Raw genomic sequence first — 17819 nt, 5'->3', positions numbered from 1 at the left:
TGCTGGCTATTTTAATTAAATGCGGTTCCTATAAACGATTGGCATCTATTAAGGTGCTGGTCGTTTTTTTATTTGCAGAAAGGAGAACTCTAACGATATAAAAAAGGAAAAACTAATGAAAGGATTTCAAGTCAGTTGAATCGAATAGATAACATTATAAAAGGGGGAGAGTAGGAATGAAAAAATCTGAAGTAATAAAAGACCTTGCAAAGTACAAAGATTGGGTTGATTCGCTGCAATTATTATCTGAACAACAGGCAAACACACCTTATCAAGAAGGAAAATGGTCGCCAAAAGAGATTGTTATGCATATGGCGGAATGGGATCGATTTACTTGTGAGGAACGCTTGCCTGAAATGCAAGAAGGAAACGTATTAAAGGATGTGCCGTTTGAGCCATTTAATGAGGAAGCTGCAAGACTTGCGAATGGAAAAACATTTGAAGAGATATTGACGTATGCGAAGGAGCAACGTGAGAGAATATTAGAGCGACTCCAGCAAGTTGACGAAACAGAATGGATTAAAGAGTTTTAAATAGGGGATCACTTATTGTCGATAGGGCAGTATTTCGCGGATTTTGTTTGGCATGATTCGCATCATAAGGAACAAATCGAGTCGGTTCGCGAAAATGAGGGAATTTATTCGGATAGTAAATGAAAAAGTGGAGTTATGCGTGATTGCGGGAGTTTATGAGTGATTCGGGGAATTTATGCGTATCTGTTACGCTTTATGCGTGATTACAGCAATTTATGCGTATTTCATAAAAAAAGCAGGAGGCCCATTGGGCCTCCTGCATTTCTGTCCAGCTTCGAGCGTCAGCCTCTCGGGATGCTTCAGCCTTGCTGTTAAAGGCAAAGAGCGCCTTTAACCTCAAGGCTTCCAGCACCTGTCGAGGCTAAACGACGCTCTACGCTCTTCGTTTATGGCGGCAGAGGGGATCGAACCCCCGACCTTACGGGTATGAACCGTACGCTCTAGCCAGCTGAGCTACGCCGCCGTTGTTGTTCTTCTATCTGAACGACAATAACTATAATACATGCCTTTCGAACGTCTGTCAACCTATCGTTTAAAAATAGAAAAACACTACGGAACTCGTCGAAATCTTTTTAAAAAACTTGTCACGAACAGACAAAATCTTCGGAACAGTCTATGTATACTTAGGGGCAAGTAGACATAGGGGGAATGTGGAGATGAAGATGGTAAGCAATCTCGAGAGGCCGTTTGTTCAGCAGATTCGCCATACGTTAGAAACAGTGGGGAATCGGAAAATGTATATTTTGCTGGCGATTTTCTTTTTGACAAGTACGTTTTTCTTGTCGCAAGCGGTGTTATTTGATGCGGCGGTTCCATTTTTCCTGCCGATTTGGGCACTGGCGCAAGCGCGATTCAGAAAACATCTCATTTATGTATTTATTGGGGGAATGGCTGGGGGAGCCTTTCTTGGGTTAGGACAAGCGGTGATCTACTTATTGCAATTGCTGTTATTCAATGTAGTAAGCAAGCATCCTTTCATGCGGAAATCGATTCCATTGACTGTGGCAGGATCAATTATCGTTGTTCAAGTGCTTTGGCAGTTTATCATGTTCAGCGGGCAACCGCCTGTTAATGTTCAGTTGACAATCGGATTTGAAGCAATCTTAGCTTTATTCATGACGTTTTTCCTCTTTGTCGCATTTCCACATAGAGAACGGATCTTTTTCGGCCAATGGTCTCCGGAGCGGCTTGGGGCTGTTTGTATCGTTGGCATCATGGCGACAACTGGGATGGGTAACTTCATGGTTGGCCCAATTTCGACTTCGGGACTTCTGCTTCATCTTACAATCTTGCTTGCTGCATTGGCGGGAGGACTGCCCTTTTCGACGACCATTGCGATGATGATTGCGGCGATAGCTGGTGTTGCGGAATTATCATTCACGGGCATGATGGCGGTGTATGGAATGACCGGATTTTTTGCGGGCGCATTAAGTCGTATGGGGAAATTAGGGATAGCAACTGGAGGCTTCGCTGTTTCTGTATTCTTCCTGTTATATGATATAACATTGCCGCTTGACACATCACATTTTCTTACAATTGGTCTTGCGACAGCCCTGTTTTTCTTAATCCCGACAAAGAAGGTTGAGCCTATCACTCGGATGATAACGCCGGGACAACAGGATTTATCGGTGAAACGACAAAAGTGGCTGACAAGTCGGTTGGATGAACAATTGGCGGACTTTCAGCAGTTTGCGGAATTCATGTCAAACCTTGTCAACGATCGTTTCGCTTCTGACGATGTCAATGCGACGCAGTCAATCCCATCCATTTGTCAATCTTGCTTCCGCTATTCGAAATGCTGGGAGGGTAGCAAGGAAGGGATGCCGCGTCTTCTATATGAATGGGAGACAACCTATTCGGCGACAAAGAAAGCGGCCCGTCACCGAGTTGAGGAAAGGATCAAATATAAATGCATCCGCTCTTCTGGTCTGATAGCTGAACTTGAAGAACAGGCCGCAAATAACCTCTTAATGGGACAACTCCAACATGGAAGGAAGATGTTAGCGTTACAATTGAGGGATATGAGTACCCATCTGGAAAAAATAATGAATGACATTAAAGGGGATTTGACTGTCAATCATCTTGCAGAGGAGGAATTAGGGAAACATTTTCATTCTCTGGGAATCGAGTATTATCAAATCGACATTTTGTCAGAGGAGAAAGGGGCTTACAAGATAGTCTGTTCAGTTCCGGAAAAACGCTCAGACTTTGAAACAGATACTACAGTGGCTGAACGTTTAATAATACCGATATTAGAGGAGGTTTATCAGGAACCGTTTAAAGTGGAAAAAACGTCCGTGCTGCAAGATCCTTTCCCGCATATTCAACTCGTCTTCAGTTCAGCAGTCCGTTTTTCATTGGAATACGGGGTTGTTGCGACGGCTGGGGGAGGGACATTCCATGCGGGTGATGCTTACGAGGTTTTCCCGATTCACGATGGCCTGACTGCGGTTCTATTGTCTGATGGTATGGGACATGATATGAATGCATATAGAGAAAGCCGGAAAGTGATCAGACTGATGAGGGAGTGTCTGGACCGGAAGATGGATCCGGAAACAGCGATGCATACTTTGCATTATATGATGTCGTTGAATGGGTTGGATGATATGTATGCGACGCTGGATTTGGCGTTGATTGATCTTCAAGATGGAAGGTTGTGGTCGTGGAAGGCTGGGTCGATGAGTACGTATATTAAACGAGGCCATGATTTCCTCCGCCTTGATAGCAAATCGGTTCCTGTTGGGTTTTTGCCATCGTTTTCAGTAGAAGCCAAAAATGAAGAATTAAAATCTGGAGATGTTGTTGTCATGCTAACTGACGGTGTCTTTAATGGAAAGGTTACGATTGAAAAGCAGGAGGAAGTACTTTATGGAATACTGGAAAAGTACCAGCATCTTTCCTGTGAATCGTTAGCCGATCGTATCATGTCTGAAATGGAAAGGAGATTCGGAGTTGTTATAGATGATCGAACAGTGCTCGTTATGAAAGTTGACCATGTCCTGCCAAAGTGGATGACAATAAAACCGACGAACCTATCAATTTCCCGGGAAAAAGTTATGCGTTAGAATAGAGTCATGTGTAATTGATTGGAGGAACGGAAGAATGAAGGCGTTTCAACGGAAAATCCTCGATTTCATAGATCGCGAAAACCTGTTACGTACTAACCAACGGGTCCTTGTTGCCTGTTCCGGCGGGCTGGATTCTGTTGCGCTGTTGGTTTTGGCTGCAGAAACCTTTGGAAGGTTACAAGTAGATGTAGCCGGCATCCATGTCGATCATATGTTACGGGGTGAAGAATCAGCGGAGGACGGGCGCTTCGTGAAAGGAATATGTGACGAGTTAGGTATTCCTTTTTTCGGTGGACGTGTGCCTGTTCCCGCCATCCTGAATGAAAAAGGCGGAAATGTCCAGGATATATGTCGTTCCGGTAGGTATGCATACTTTAGTGAGGTGATGAAAAAGGAAGGATACGATTGCTTGGCAACTGCCCATCATGCCGAGGATCAGTTGGAGACAGTGTTGATGCAACTTTCCAAAGGAAGTGTTCCTACTGGTATTTCTGTTAAGAGGAATTTGGATGGAGGAACAGTGATCAGACCGTTTCTTCCGGCGATGAAGGAGGAACTCGCAGCTTACCTGAAGGAGCGGGACAAGCAGTTCAGGGAGGATCCAAGTAATGAAAGTGATGCCTATTTGCGGAATAGACTGCGTCATCATGTTGCACCTATCATTCTGAATGAAAACCAAGCAGCGGCAGTTAATGTCGTGAAAATGACTGCCGCTCTGCAACGGGATGAAGAGCTTTTGGCTAACTTGACAAATGAAAGATTCAGTTCCATTGTGTCCTTTACAAAGGAAGGGTATCCGACCTTCGATACCAATCTGTTTGCCGGCATGCACACTGCTTTACAAAAGCGTTTCATTCCACTACTATTGAATTATCTTTATGCTGGGGAAAGTATACCTGTTGAATACAATGCAGCATTATTGGACCAATTGCATCATCATTTGTCTATCCGGCAAGGGAATAGTACGATTGACCTTCCAAGAGGTTTCCGTTTCGTAAGAGAATACGACAAGGTTTCTATTGTGAAAGGTGGAAATGAACAATCTGCTGAACGGCGCATACTGCCGAAAGGCGAATGGGTAATTTGGGGCGATATGTTGCTGTCTTGGGATGATGCGGATAGTGAGGTTGAGGAGGTCTGTGAATATCGATATTTCGATATGGCGGACCAAGACTTACCACTCTATTTAAGACCAAAAAAAGACGGCGACCGAATTTTGCTTCCTAAGATGGACCAAGCGAAGCGCTTATCAAGATTGTTCATTGATGAGAAGATCGGTGCGGAAAAGCGGCGAGAGTTGCCTATCGTCACAACTTCACAAGATGAAATTTGCGCCATTCCAGGCGTACGGTACGGCATCCGGTTCAAGCGCAAGAAATCTGAACAGGAAAAGTACATATTCAGGTTAAAGAAACTATAAAGACTTTATGAAGAAGAGAGGGCTTTCGATGTTACAGAAAGATATCGAAGAAGTGTTAATTACGGAAGAACAAATTCAAGAAAAAGTTGCGGAACTTGGTGCTGTGCTTACAGCGGATTATCAGGATAAATTTCCGCTTGCTATCGGCGTTCTAAAGGGTGCATTACCTTTCATGAGCGATCTTATTAAACGTGTCGATGCATATATCGAGTTGGATTTCATGGATGTTTCCAGCTATGGAAACGCAACAGTTTCCTCTGGAGAAGTGAAAATTGTCAAAGACTTGAATACGAGCGTCGAAGGACGTGATGTTTTAATTATTGAAGACATTATCGATAGCGGAAAGACATTGAACTATTTGGTCGAACTCTTCAAATACCGGAAGGCAAAATCCATTAAGATTGTAACGTTGCTTGATAAACCAACGGGTCGAAAAGTGGATTTGAAGGCAGATTATGTAGGCTTCTTGGTTCCGGATGCATTTGTTGTCGGTTACGGACTCGATTACGCAGAAAAATATAGGAATTTACCTTATATCGGTGTATTGAAAAAGGAAATCTACTCTTTCTGAAAGCTTTTCAACAAACCTTTATCAAGGGGAGCTGGAAAGCTTTTTTCCATATGTGTCTAAAAGTTTGACATTCTATTATTAATGTTACTGAGTTAGCGCAGTGCAGTCGCCTATGGAATACGTCCCAATAAGTAAGGCATTTCCTTTGAAGGTTGAATCTGTTATATGTTAAGATTTACAATAGTTTTCTGTTGAAGAAATGAGGAGGCTTGGGATGAATCGTATACTTCGATACTTTCTACTATACGGATTGATCTTCCTTGCGATAATGGGGATTTTCAGTTCACTAAATAATCCGAATCCGAAGACAAAAGAGATTACAACGGATGAGTTTTATACGGCTTTGGAAAAAGGGGACATTGAATCGGTTTCGTTTCAACCTGTCGCTGGCGTTCTAACTGTCGAAGGGGTCATGAAAGGTTATGAGGAGGGTGAGAAATTCACCACCAATATCCTAACGGACGATTCTCAATCCGTCATGGCAGATCTTAGGGACGTTGGGAAAACGAATAACCCGAAATTCAATGTACAAAAAGCACCTGAAACAAGTGCTTGGGTTGCCTTCTTTACAGGTCTGGTACCTTTCATCATTATTATCATCCTATTCTTCTTCTTATTGAATCAAGCGCAAGGCGGCGGTGGCGGCCGAGTTATGAATTTCGGTAAGAGCAAGGCGAAGCTTCACTCGGATGATCGCAAAAAAGTCCGTTTTACGGATGTTGCGGGTGCGGATGAAGAGAAAGCCGAGCTTGAAGAGGTTGTGGATTTCCTTAAAGATTCACGTAAGTTTGCTGAACTTGGAGCACGTATTCCTAAAGGTATCTTGTTAGTCGGTCCTCCGGGAACTGGTAAAACACTTTTGGCACGTGCGGTTGCCGGTGAAGCTGGCGTACCGTTCTTCTCGATTTCCGGTTCGGACTTCGTTGAGATGTTCGTCGGGGTTGGTGCATCCCGTGTTCGCGACTTGTTCGAAAATGCGAAAAAGAATGCACCATGTATCATCTTCATTGACGAAATCGACGCAGTCGGACGTCAACGTGGTGCCGGTCTTGGTGGCGGCCACGATGAGCGCGAACAGACATTGAACCAACTTTTAGTTGAAATGGATGGTTTCGATGGAAATGAAGGAATCATCATCGTTGCAGCGACGAACCGTCCGGATATTTTGGACCCTGCACTTCTTCGTCCGGGACGTTTTGACCGTCAAATTACTGTCGGTCGACCGGATGTAAAAGGACGTGAAGCCGTACTTAAAGTTCATGCGCGCAATAAGCCGCTTGACGACACGGTCAATATGAAGGCACTTGCTCAACGTACACCTGGATTCTCGGGTGCAGATCTTGAGAACCTATTGAACGAAGCTGCACTCGTTGCGGCAAGACGTGGTAAAGCGAAGATCGACATGGCGGATATCGATGAAGCGACAGACCGCGTTATTGCAGGTCCGGCGAAAACAAGCCGTGTCATTTCCGAAAAGGAAAGAAACATTGTTGCATTCCATGAAGCGGGTCACGTTGTTGTTGGACTAATGCTTGAAGACGCTGATATCGTTCATAAAGTAACAATCGTGCCTCGGGGCCAAGCGGGTGGTTATGCAGTCATGCTTCCGAAAGAGGACCGTTACTTCATGACGAAACCTGAATTGCTCGATAAAATTGCTGGTCTTTTAGGTGGGCGTGTGGCAGAGGAGATTGTACTTGGTGAAGTGTCCACGGGAGCTCATAACGACTTCCAACGAGCGACTGGAATTGCACGTTCAATGGTAACGGAGTATGGTATGAGCGATAAGCTTGGACCAATGCAATTCGGCTCCGCACAAGGCGGAAACGTATTCCTTGGAAGAGATTTCAATTCGGAGCAGAATTATTCCGAGTCGATTGCTTACGAAATCGATCAAGAAATGCAAAGTATCATCAAAGGGCAATACGAGCGGGCTAAAAATATCCTTACCGAAAAGCGTGACTTGCTTGACCTGATTGCTACAACACTTCTTGATGTGGAAACATTGGATGCTGAGCAAATCAACCACTTGAAGGATCATGGTACATTACCGGATCGTCCATATGACCAAAAAGGAAATGGCGATTCTAAAGTGGAAGAGAAGCCTGCGGACGCTGAATCGGTAAAAGACACAGTCAACCCCGATTCAACAGGAGCGCCTGCAGATCCATCCATTGCAGATCTACCAAGGGAGAACAGGGGCGAAGACACACCTCTTCCTCCGATTGATGAACAAAGAAGAGATTGAGTTTGTAAAATAAATTTATGGTCGACTGCTTTCTTAGGCAGTCGACTGTTTTTATTTTCCGCTAACTGTCGAAGCTAACCATCGCCCTCCTCTTTAGGTTTGTGGTATGATATCCTGGAAAATGACGAATGTTAGCGAGGAAAAGAAAATGATCTTAGTATTGGATACCGGTAATACGAATATCGTCCTTGGCGTCTACGATCAAGGAGAGTTGAAATATCATTGGCGTATGGAGACGTATCGGCACAGAACAGAAGATGAATATGCCATGTCTGTGAAGTCGCTATTTTCCCATGTCGGCTTAAATTTTGACGATATAAACGGAATTATTATCTCTTCCGTCGTCCCACCAGTAATGTTCCCGCTAGAGCAAATGTGTAAAAAGTATTTCAATATCCGCCCATTGATTGTTGGTCCGGGTGTCAAAACAGGCTTGAATATTAAGTATGAAAATCCACGAGAAGTAGGCGCTGATCGAATTGTCAATGCGGTCGCAGCTACCGAAGAACACAACGGACCACTTGTAATTGTAGACTTCGGAACAGCTACAACGTTCTGTTACGTGAATGAAAAAAACGAATATATGGGAGGTTCTATTGCACCAGGTATCGGTATTTCGATGGAGGCATTATTTGACCGGGCATCCAAACTACCCCGTGTTGAATTGGCTCGTCCGGAGCATGTAGTCGGTAAAAACACCGTATCTGCAATGCAATCAGGAATCGTATTCGGTTACGTAGGACTTGTAGAAGGTATTGTTGGAAGGATGAAAGCACAGAGTAAGGTGGAACCGACTGTCATTGCCACAGGTGGCCTTGCAGAATTGATAGCAAGTGAAACGAATGTGATTGATATCGTTGACAACTTCCTTACGCTAAAAGGGCTTCATTTGATCTATGAAAGAAATGTCTAAAGGAGAAGAAATAAATGAATGATTATCTAATAAAAGCATTGGCTTTTAACGGCACAATCCGTGCATATGCAGTTGATTCAACAAACGCTGTGGCAGAGGCGCAAAGGCGGCACCAGGTTTGGCCAACTGCGACTGCGGCTTTAGGTAGAACGATGACTGCCGGACTCATGATGGGTACGATGCTTAAAGGAAATGAAAAACTGACTGTCAAGGTTGAGGGGAACGGTCCTGCAGGCCCGATAGTCGTTGATGCGAACGCAAATGGCGAAGTAAGGGGATACATCACTCATCCACAAACTCATTTTGAGTTGAATGAAAACGGGAAATTGGATGTTAGACGTGCGGTTGGTACCGAAGGAATGCTGACAGTAGTAAAAGACCTTGGACTACGTGATTTCTTCACTGGCCAGGTTCCAATTGTTTCAGGTGAGATTGCGGAAGACTTCACTCAATATTTTGTAGTATCCGAGCAAGTTCCTTCTGCTGTGGCATTGGGAGTGCTTGTTAACCCCGACAATACGGTGAAGGCTGCTGGGGGGTTCGTCATTCAGGTGATGCCGGGTGCAACAGACGAAACAATCACCGAACTTGAGCAGAAATTAGCAAACATCGAGCCGATTTCGCGAATGATTGACCGCGGTTTGACGCCCGAAGAAATTTTGAATGAGGTATTAGGCACTAAAAACGTGGAAGTACTTGATAAGATGGATGTGACTTTCAGTTGTAATTGTTCGAAAGAGCGCTTTGGTAACGCGATAATTGGTCTTGGAGAACAAGAAATCCGTGAAATGATCGACGAGGATGGTCAAGCGGAAGCGGAGTGCCATTTCTGTCTGGAGAAGTACCTATATCCGAAGGAAGAATTAGAAGGATTTATCGATGAAATACGGTCACAGTCATAATGCCCAAGAACCGGCTCAAAAAAAGAAGTTAAAAACGAAGCCGTTACTTGTATTAATCGTTATCCTATTTATAAGTAATGTCTTTTGGTTTGTTGGCTGGCTAATCCCCGATAAAAAATCGAAGCAACCTGACGAAGAGGTTGCTTCGGTCGCGGGTGATCCAATCACAAGGGAACAGTGGATGACTGCGATGGAAAATGCGGTTGGCCGGGATGTACTGCGAGAGCTTGTGAACAACAAGGTGATGGAGACGGCTGCCAAGAAATATGGCATAGAAGTAAGTGAAAAGGAACTTGAGCTTGAACTCGCGTTAATTACATCTGTGGATGGACGCGCGTATTCTGGACTTGATCTCGAGCAAATACGGCAAAAAATACGTTCGACAATTATCTTGGAAAAAGTATTATCGAATGATGTAGTCATTGATGATTCGACAGTGAAGTCGTTCTATGACGAAAACGAATCCCTTTATACTATTCTGACATCATATCGGACTTCTATTATTGTTGTTAACTCGAAGAAAGAAGCAGAACGGGCATTGGATGAGTTGTCGAAGGGCTCAAGTTTTGATGCGTTGGCAAAGGAACTGTCGATTGATCTAACATCAGCTAACCTTGGTGGGGATATTGGCTATATTAACGCTGATACAGAAACAATCGACCCTGCAATTTACAAAGCTGCTTCCCAATTGAGTGAAGGGAAAATCGGGGATGTAGTCAGTTTGCAAAACGGTACATATGCAATTGTTCAAGTGAATGAAGTGATTGAAGGTAGAAAATTCACCTTTAATGAAGTGAAAGAGCATATTAAACGAGAGCTGACAATTGAACAGCTACCGCAATCGGTCCTTCCAGAAGCTTTTTGGAAGGAATTTGACGCAAAATGGTTTTATGGTAAGTAAAAAAAGCTAACTGCATGTCCCTTCTTATGGGATTGCAGTTAGCTTTTTTGGATTAGTCGCAGGAAGAAAGGGAAAGGATAAATATAATTAATTGACGTTACTCACAACAAGGTAGTAGTATTAATACTATAAAACATATCAAATAAGTAGGGATTAGGAGTGGGAGTAGATGACTAAAGTTGGTAACACGATTACGGATCTTGTGGGGCAAACACCTCTTGTTAAGGTGAATCGTATGACGAAGCCGGATAGTGCAGATGTTTATTTGAAACTGGAGTACTTCAACCCAGGCTCAAGCGTTAAGGATCGGATTGCGCTCGCTATGATTGAAGCTGCTGAAAAATCGGGTGAATTAAAGGAAGGAAGTACAATTATTGAGCCGACGAGCGGCAATACAGGTATCGGGCTTGCAATGATTGCTGCTGCGAAAGGTTACAAAGCTGTACTCGTCATGCCGGATACGATGAGCCTCGAACGTCGCAACCTATTACGTGCATACGGCGCAGACCTTGTCCTTACGCCCGGAGCAGAAGGAATGAAAGGTGCCATTGGAAAAGCAGAGGAACTTTCCAAGGAGAATGGCTGGTTCATGCCCCAACAATTCAATAACGAAGCGAATCCGGAAGTCCACCGTCTGACAACGGGACCGGAAATTGCCGATGCGTTAGATCGAGTCGATGCGTTCATCTCGGGAATCGGAACGGGCGGTACCATTACAGGCGCGGGTAGTGTGTTAAAAGAACGCTTCCCTGAAGTGAAAATAATTGCAGTAGAACCGACCGACTCAGCAGTACTTTCTGGAGGGCAACCTGGACCTCATAAAATTCAAGGTATCGGGGCGGGCTTCGTTCCTAAAGTTCTAAATACAGATATTTACGATGAAATTATTCAGGTAACGAATGATGAAGCGTATGAAACTGCAAGACGTGCTGCTCGAGAAGAAGGGATCTTAGGTGGTGTATCATCTGGGGCGGCTATATTTGCTGCACTTCAAGTGGCGGAGAAGTTAGGCAAAGGAAAGAAAGTAGTGGCAATCCTTCCGTCAAACGGAGAACGATACCTAAGTACACCGCTTTACCAATTTGACGAGGAATGAATACGTCGCACAAGGGGAGCTTTAACAAGGCTCTCCTTTTTTTGTATTCCTTTTTTGTAGCCTAAATGACTCTCCACACTGTAAGATTAGACTATTATAAGTGTTGGGGGAAAACGAAATGGATAGACTGTATCCGAATTATAAAAAAGTGAAAATGACGAAGGAACAGTTCTTTTATGCACATAAAGAACTTGCGAAAACAGTAGAAAAGCACATTTTACTCGAGAGTGGACGAACAGGAAACTTATGCATTGCTGGGGTTGATCCACTTGTGACGCTGAAAGCAACAGGTGATCAGTCGCTGGAGTTGCAGTGGCGGGATGGTTCGACAGAAGTGAAGAAAGGTGAACCTCTTGAACTTTTAGCTGAATTCGTCGAGTCTATGAAAATGGAAACTCTTCCGGAACTACCGGAATACCAAGGGGGCGTCATAGGTTTTATCAGTTATGATTACGCACGAACTTATGAGCCGATCCCGGAAATTGCTAAAGATGACCTTGAAACGCCGGATGTTTTCTTCTATTTATTCGATCGTTGGGCGGTGCTCAACCAAAAAGAAGAAGCAGTCTATTTCATGACATTGCCTGGGCGGGGATTGGACGTTTCTGAATTGGAGCAGGAATGGTTGGAAGCTGCTGCTGCAGGGGAAAGAAATCGGATTCATGCCGCGGAAAGTACTGCAACTGAATCAAAAAAACCGGAAAAAGTGAATGTCTCTGTCACAGGACCTCAATTCGAACAAATGGTTCGCGACGTGCAAAGATATATTGCGCTTGGAGAAGTGAATCAAGTAAACCTATCCGTACGCCAATCCAATGAACTTGCTGCTGACCCGCTATCCATGTATGAGGCGTTACGTTCATTCAATCCATCGCCGTATATGGCAATGATTGGCGCTGAGGATTTTGCCGTAGTATCCGGTTCGCCTGAATTGCTGCTGAAAAAGCGAGGAACTGAATTGAGCACACGTCCAATTGGAGGGACACGCCCAAGGGGTGCTACACAATTGGAAGATGATGCATTGGAGAAGGACTTGCTTTCCAATGAGAAGGAAAAAGGCGAGCATATTATGCTTGTTGAGCAGGAGCTTGAGGACTTTGAACACGTTTGTACGAAGGATACTGTTGAAACGGACGAATTTATGGTTATAGAACGCTATTCCCATGTCATGCATCTTGTGTCGAACATTCGTGGAACTGCATCACCTGAATTATCGAATGCCGCAATCGTTAAAGGCGTCTTCCCCGGCGGCTCGATCACAGGTTCTCCGAAGCTGAGGACGATGGAAATCATTGAAGAGTTAGAACCGACAAGGAGAGGTCTCTACACGGGTTCGATCGGCTGGGTTGGCTTCAATGGAGATATGGAGTTGAATATTGTCATACGGACGGCGTATATAAAGAATGGCGTCGCTTATATTCAGGCGGGTGCTGGACTTGTCGCAGATTCAGTTCCCAAAGAGGAATACGTGGAATCATTGAATAAGGCGAAGGCACTGTGGCAGGCAAAGGAAATGGCTGAAACGAAGGCGTGAAAGGCGGTACGAGCCCTATGTTTTGTTGGATGAATGGTGAATATATAAAGGCGGAAGATCTCCGGATTTCCCCTTTCGATCACGGTTTCCTATATGGCGCGGGGTTTTTCGAAACATTCCGGACATATGAGGGGCATGTGTTTTTATTCAAAGAGCATATGGAAAGGATTCGCGCAGCCCTAAATGAATACCGAATCTCGATGCCGTATACTGATCGGGAAATTGCCAATGCTATTCGCGGGTTGCATGGACGAACGGACGGTAAAGATGGCTATTTTCGGTTGAACGTGTCCGCTGGTGTCCATGACATCGGGTTGGCCCCTTCCGAATACCTGTCACCGAATGTTATTTTGTTCAGGAAAGAGTTAGCCGTTACCCCTCGGGGGATGGAAAAACGAGCGCTTTGGTTGGAAACGGAACGAAATATTCCGGAAAGCCGGATTCGGCATAAGTCGCATAATTTCCTGAACAATGTTCGAGGACGCCTGGAACTTCCTTCTTTAAAAGATCATGAGGGCTTGTTCTTGACTAGTGAGGGATTTGTTGCCGAAGGCGTAACGTCAAATGTCTTTTGGATAAAGGATGGGGAACTATACACCCCTTCTATTGAAACCGGTATTTTGCCTGGCACTACGAGAGCCTTTGTTTTGAAGATAGCAACGGAAGTCGGCATTTCTGTGCGGGAAGGGCTGTTCACCAAGGGGGAAGTGGAGCAAGCTGACGAGGTGTTCGTCACGAATGCTGTCCAGGAACTTGTCCCTTTAAAATCGGTTGGTGAACATGCGGTGCCGGGTTCTGCTGGGTTTTATTATCAAAAGTTGCATGGACTATACGTACAGGCAATAGATGAAATGAAAGAAGGTTGAACTAGTGGAGTTAATGAAGGCGAAGGATGTATATCGGTTAGGTAATATGGAACTCGACTTTAAAAGGGAGACGGTTGTGATGGGCATCTTAAATGTCACGCCGGATTCCTTTTCAGATGGCGGCAAATACGGACGTATTGACGCCGCGTTAAAGCATGCCGAAGAGATGCTGCAGGATGGTGCGAAAATAATCGATGTTGGCGGAGAATCGACGCGCCCGGGACATGCACCTGTAACGTTAGAGATGGAACTTGAACGGACGGTACCTGTGATTGAGGCGCTCTCACGGGAATTGGATTGCATCATTTCGATAGATACATATAAAGCGGGTGTAGCGGAGGCGGCGCTTGCTGCAGGGGCACACATTATCAATGATGTATGGGGGGCTAAGCGGGAGCCGAGAATAGCGGAAGTGGCAGCGAAACATAGCGCTCCGATCATTCTTATGCATAACCGCGAAGTGGCGGAATATGCAGGCCCTTTCATGGATGAAGTGATTGCGGATTTAGAGGGAAGTGTTGCAATTGCGCGTAACGCGGGAGTCCCTGAAGAACACATCTGGCTCGATCCTGGTATCGGGTTTGCAAAGGATACCGCGCAAAACGTGTTAGCAATGCAAGGGTTGCAACGGATTTCGGATATGGGGTATCCGCTTCTATTGGCTACTTCCCGAAAGAGGATGATCGGTAACATATTGGATCTACCGGTCGATGAACGAATGGAAGGGACCGGGGCTACAGTTTGCTTTGGTATCGAACACGGATGCCATATTATGCGAGTGCATGATGTCAAGGCGATATCACGCATGGTGAAAATGATGGATGTATTGACAAACAAAGTGAAAGTAAGCGCCAATTAATAGAAGAAGGTGGGATTCGGGATGGATTATATTCATTTGAATGAAATGGAGTTTTACGGCTATCACGGTGCGTTAAAGGAAGAGACGGTCTTAGGTCAGCGCTTCCGGGCAACTGTTTCATTAGCTGTCGATTTAGCCGAAGCCGGCGCTACGGATGATTTGCAGAAGACAGTTAATTATGCTGAGGTATTCGAAGTTTGTCGTTCTGTCGTTGAAGGGGAACCTCGGAAATTGATCGAATCCGTTGCGGAAGAGATTGCGGGTTTAGTCATGGAGAGATTCGCTTCACAAGTTAAAGGGATTCGAGTGGTGTTAATCAAACCTGATCCGCCAATACGTGGTCACTATGCATCAGTATCTGTCGATATAACAAGAGGGCGTTTCGTATGAACATCGCATATCTATCAATAGGATCGAATATTGGGGATCGGTTGCATCATCTAACTAAGGCGGTCCGCGCGCTCCATGCACATGATAGAATCGAAGTGACCGCGATTTCCTCTATTTATGAAACGGAGCCTGTTGGATATACTGATCAGGCGAACTTCTTGAACTTGGTCCTTCGTTTGGAAACATCGCTCAACCCATTTGAGTTATTGGATGTGTGTCAGGGAATTGAAAACGATTTGGGGCGTGTCCGCGATGTCAGATGGGGTCCACGGACTGTTGACCTTGACATTTTGCTGTATAATAACGACAATATTGAATCAGAGAACTTGACGGTTCCTCACCCGAGAATGGATGAGCGGGCATTTGTTCTTGTGCCTCTGTTGGAAATTGCGCCTGATAGTATACAGCCCGGTGTAGCTATCGACGACGATGGCGTTGTTTGTTGGGAAACAGTTGATGGAGTCGAACGTTTCCTTAGCGTAGGTGAATGAGCGGGAGTTAGCCGCTGTAGGTGTTGGATGAACTGATCCGCCATTTAAATTGGCGGCTTTTTTTACATAGGATGAGGGAATTGTGTACAATAAGAACATGCCATCCGGCGTGAGGGATAATTATGAAGGAGTGAATGAAATGTCCCATTTGGATGAATTGAACGATCAGCTTCTGGTGAGACGCCAGAAGATGAATGAACTGCGGGAAAATGGGCTGGACCCATTCGGCGCAAGATATGAAAGAACACATCTATCCAATGAAATTCGTGAAAGCTATGAAGGCCTTTCAAAAGAGGAGTTGGATGAAACAGTCCATGAAGTGAAAATCGCTGGACGGATCATGACGAAACGTGGAAAAGGGAAAGCTGGATTCGCGCATTTACAAGACCTTGGCGGCCAAATCCAAATTTACGTCCGTCAAGACGCAATTGGTGAAGAAGCTTACGAGCTATTTGACAATGCCGACTTGGGCGATATCGTTGGGATTAAAGGAAATGTATTCAAGACGAAGGTTGGAGAACTTTCAATCAAGGCGACTGAGTTCACATTCCTTACAAAAGCTCTCCGTCCATTGCCTGATAAATTCCACGGTTTAAAGGACGTGGAACAACGTTATCGTCAGAGATATCTTGATTTGATCTCTTCTGAAGAAAGTAGAGAAACGTTCATTACAAGAAGCCGCATTATCCAATCAATGCGCCGCTACCTCGATGATCAAGGATTCCTTGAAGTTGAAACGCCGATGCTCCACTCCATTGCTGGAGGAGCGACAGCACGTCCGTTTATTACGCATCATAACGCGTTAGATATGGAACTCTATATGCGTATTGCAATTGAACTTCATTTGAAGCGCCTAATTGTAGGTGGTCTTGAAAAGGTTTATGAAATCGGACGTGTATTCCGTAATGAAGGAATATCAACTCGCCACAACCCGGAATTTACGATGATTGAGCTGTATGAAGCATACGCGGACTACAAAGACATCATGGAACTTACGGAGAATTTGATTGCCCATATTGCACAAGAGGTGTTGGGCACGACTCAAGTGAAATACGGTGAAGACATCATCGACCTGTCTCCAGGTTGGAAACGTCTGCATATGGCTGACGCAGTCAAAGAATATACAGGTGTGGACTTTTGGAAAGAGATGTCCGTTGAAGAGGCACGTGCCCTTGCGAAGGAGCACGGCGTAGAAATTGCTAATATGATGGAAGTCGGCCATATCCTAAATGAATTCTTTGAGCAGAAAGTAGAGGAACAACTTGTTCAACCAACATTCATTTATGGACATCCGGTTGAAATCTCTCCATTAGCTAAGAAGAATCCTGAAGATGGTAGATTTACGGATCGTTTTGAGTTGTTCATCGTAAGACGTGAGCATGCGAACGCCTTTACAGAATTAAACGATCCAATCGATCAGCGCCAACGTTTCGAAGCTCAATTAGTTGAAAAGGAACAAGGCAATGATGAAGCGCATGAAATGGACGAAGATTTCGTGGAAGCGTTGGAGTACGGCTTGCCGCCAACGGGTGGACTTGGGATCGGTGTCGACCGACTTGTCATGCTTTTGACGAATGCCCAATCAATCCGTGATATCCTTCTATTCCCTCAAATGCGTTCTAAAGAGTAAACAAAAGCCGCGTGAAAACTGATTTAGTAAGGCTTCACGCGGCTTTAATTATCTGTGCCAATAAAAGAAAATTCTTTTTACAATAAAAGTGTTGCATTCAAAAAGACAAGCTGATATAGTAAATAACGTTGCGTTTCTGATAAGTAAATAACTACTTCGAAACAGCTTAAAAACTTTTCTAAAAAAGTTATTGACACTGAAAACACAGCGTGATATTATATAAGAGTTGCTTCTTACAGAGCAGCTAACAAATGAACCTTGAAAACTGAACAGCAAAACGTCAACAAATAAAGTTCTGGAGCCGACCCTGTCGGTGAAAAGAACAAAACGAATCTTCGGATTCGAAATTGACATCTTAAATGATGCCAGCAAGAAACTCGAGCTATTCGAATTTCTC

General features: G+C 44.6%; 15 protein-coding genes and 1 tRNA gene. 15 read left to right on the top strand and 1 reads right to left on the bottom strand.

The annotated features are described in order from the left end of the window. Positions 1 to 176 precede the first annotated feature (176 nt). Positions 177 to 533, top strand: coding sequence for a DinB family protein (locus P5G49_RS15385; RefSeq protein WP_301245217.1), 357 nt, complete (start codon positions 177 to 179; stop codon positions 531 to 533). Between the two features lie 389 nt (positions 534 to 922). Here P5G49_RS15385 and P5G49_RS15380 read toward each other — a convergent pair. Then, a tRNA-Met gene (locus P5G49_RS15380) sits at positions 923 to 996 on the bottom strand. A 193-nt stretch (positions 997 to 1189) separates the two neighbouring features. Here P5G49_RS15380 and P5G49_RS15375 point away from each other — a divergent pair. From P5G49_RS15375 to lysS, 14 genes are all read left to right on the top strand, one after another. Continuing rightward, positions 1190 to 3598, top strand: a complete 2409-nt coding sequence (locus P5G49_RS15375; protein ID WP_301245215.1) for a SpoIIE family protein phosphatase — start codon at positions 1190 to 1192, stop codon at positions 3596 to 3598. 37 nt (positions 3599 to 3635) lie between these two features. Continuing rightward, complete coding sequence (gene tilS, locus P5G49_RS15370; protein WP_301245213.1) at positions 3636 to 5021, top strand: tRNA lysidine(34) synthetase TilS; 1386 nt, start codon at positions 3636 to 3638, stop codon at positions 5019 to 5021. A 28-nt stretch (positions 5022 to 5049) separates the two neighbouring features. Then, positions 5050 to 5592 (top strand): hypoxanthine phosphoribosyltransferase, encoded by a 543-nt coding sequence (hpt, locus tag P5G49_RS15365; RefSeq protein ID WP_301245212.1) that lies wholly within the window; start codon positions 5050 to 5052, stop codon positions 5590 to 5592. A 214-nt stretch (positions 5593 to 5806) separates the two neighbouring features. Then, positions 5807 to 7840: an ATP-dependent zinc metalloprotease FtsH gene (gene ftsH / locus P5G49_RS15360; RefSeq protein WP_301245210.1), complete on the top strand. Its 2034-nt coding sequence runs from the start codon at positions 5807 to 5809 to the stop codon at positions 7838 to 7840. Positions 7841 to 7988: 148 nt separating this feature from the next. Further along, positions 7989 to 8753 (top strand): type III pantothenate kinase, encoded by a 765-nt coding sequence (locus P5G49_RS15355; protein ID WP_301245208.1) that lies wholly within the window; start codon positions 7989 to 7991, stop codon positions 8751 to 8753. 14 nt (positions 8754 to 8767) lie between these two features. Further along, positions 8768 to 9655 carry an Hsp33 family molecular chaperone HslO gene (gene hslO / locus P5G49_RS15350; protein ID WP_301245206.1) on the top strand — a complete coding sequence of 296 codons (888 nt, stop codon included), beginning with the start codon at positions 8768 to 8770 and terminating at the stop codon, positions 9653 to 9655. Further along, complete coding sequence (locus P5G49_RS15345; RefSeq protein ID WP_301245204.1) at positions 9633 to 10556, top strand: peptidylprolyl isomerase; 924 nt, start codon at positions 9633 to 9635, stop codon at positions 10554 to 10556. Before hslO ends, P5G49_RS15345 begins: the two co-directional genes overlap by 23 nt. A gap of 169 nt (positions 10557 to 10725) precedes the next feature. Beyond that, on the top strand, positions 10726 to 11652 hold the full coding sequence (gene cysK / locus P5G49_RS15340) for a cysteine synthase A (RefSeq protein ID WP_301245202.1): 927 nt from the start codon (positions 10726 to 10728) through the stop codon (positions 11650 to 11652). 118 nt (positions 11653 to 11770) lie between these two features. Continuing rightward, a complete protein-coding gene (locus tag P5G49_RS15335) occupies positions 11771 to 13186 on the top strand; it encodes an anthranilate synthase component I family protein (RefSeq protein ID WP_301245200.1) in 1416 nt (471 codons plus the stop codon). Positions 13187 to 13203: 17 nt separating this feature from the next. Beyond that, a complete protein-coding gene (pabC, locus tag P5G49_RS15330; RefSeq protein ID WP_301245198.1) occupies positions 13204 to 14052 on the top strand; it encodes an aminodeoxychorismate lyase in 849 nt (282 codons plus the stop codon). 13 nt (positions 14053 to 14065) lie between these two features. Beyond that, positions 14066 to 14911, top strand: coding sequence for a dihydropteroate synthase (gene folP, locus P5G49_RS15325; RefSeq protein ID WP_301245295.1), 846 nt, complete (start codon positions 14066 to 14068; stop codon positions 14909 to 14911). 21 nt (positions 14912 to 14932) lie between these two features. Next, on the top strand, positions 14933 to 15301 hold the full coding sequence (gene folB, locus P5G49_RS15320) for a dihydroneopterin aldolase (RefSeq protein ID WP_301245195.1): 369 nt from the start codon (positions 14933 to 14935) through the stop codon (positions 15299 to 15301). Then, positions 15298 to 15792 carry a 2-amino-4-hydroxy-6-hydroxymethyldihydropteridine diphosphokinase gene (folK, locus tag P5G49_RS15315; protein ID WP_301245193.1) on the top strand — a complete coding sequence of 165 codons (495 nt, stop codon included), beginning with the start codon at positions 15298 to 15300 and terminating at the stop codon, positions 15790 to 15792. The genes folB and folK overlap by 4 nt, the downstream gene beginning before the upstream one ends. A 139-nt stretch (positions 15793 to 15931) precedes the next feature. Continuing rightward, positions 15932 to 17422, top strand: coding sequence for a lysine--tRNA ligase (lysS, locus tag P5G49_RS15310; protein WP_301245294.1), 1491 nt, complete (start codon positions 15932 to 15934; stop codon positions 17420 to 17422). Positions 17423 to 17819: the final 397 nt, after the last annotated feature.

Origin of the sequence: Sporosarcina highlanderae (genome assembly GCF_030433715.1) — a bacterium.
Lineage (GTDB): Bacteria > Bacillota > Bacilli > Bacillales_A > Planococcaceae > Sporosarcina > Sporosarcina highlanderae.
Note: the sequence above shows the minus strand (reverse complement) of the source record. Positions and strands in the feature narration are given on the sequence as shown.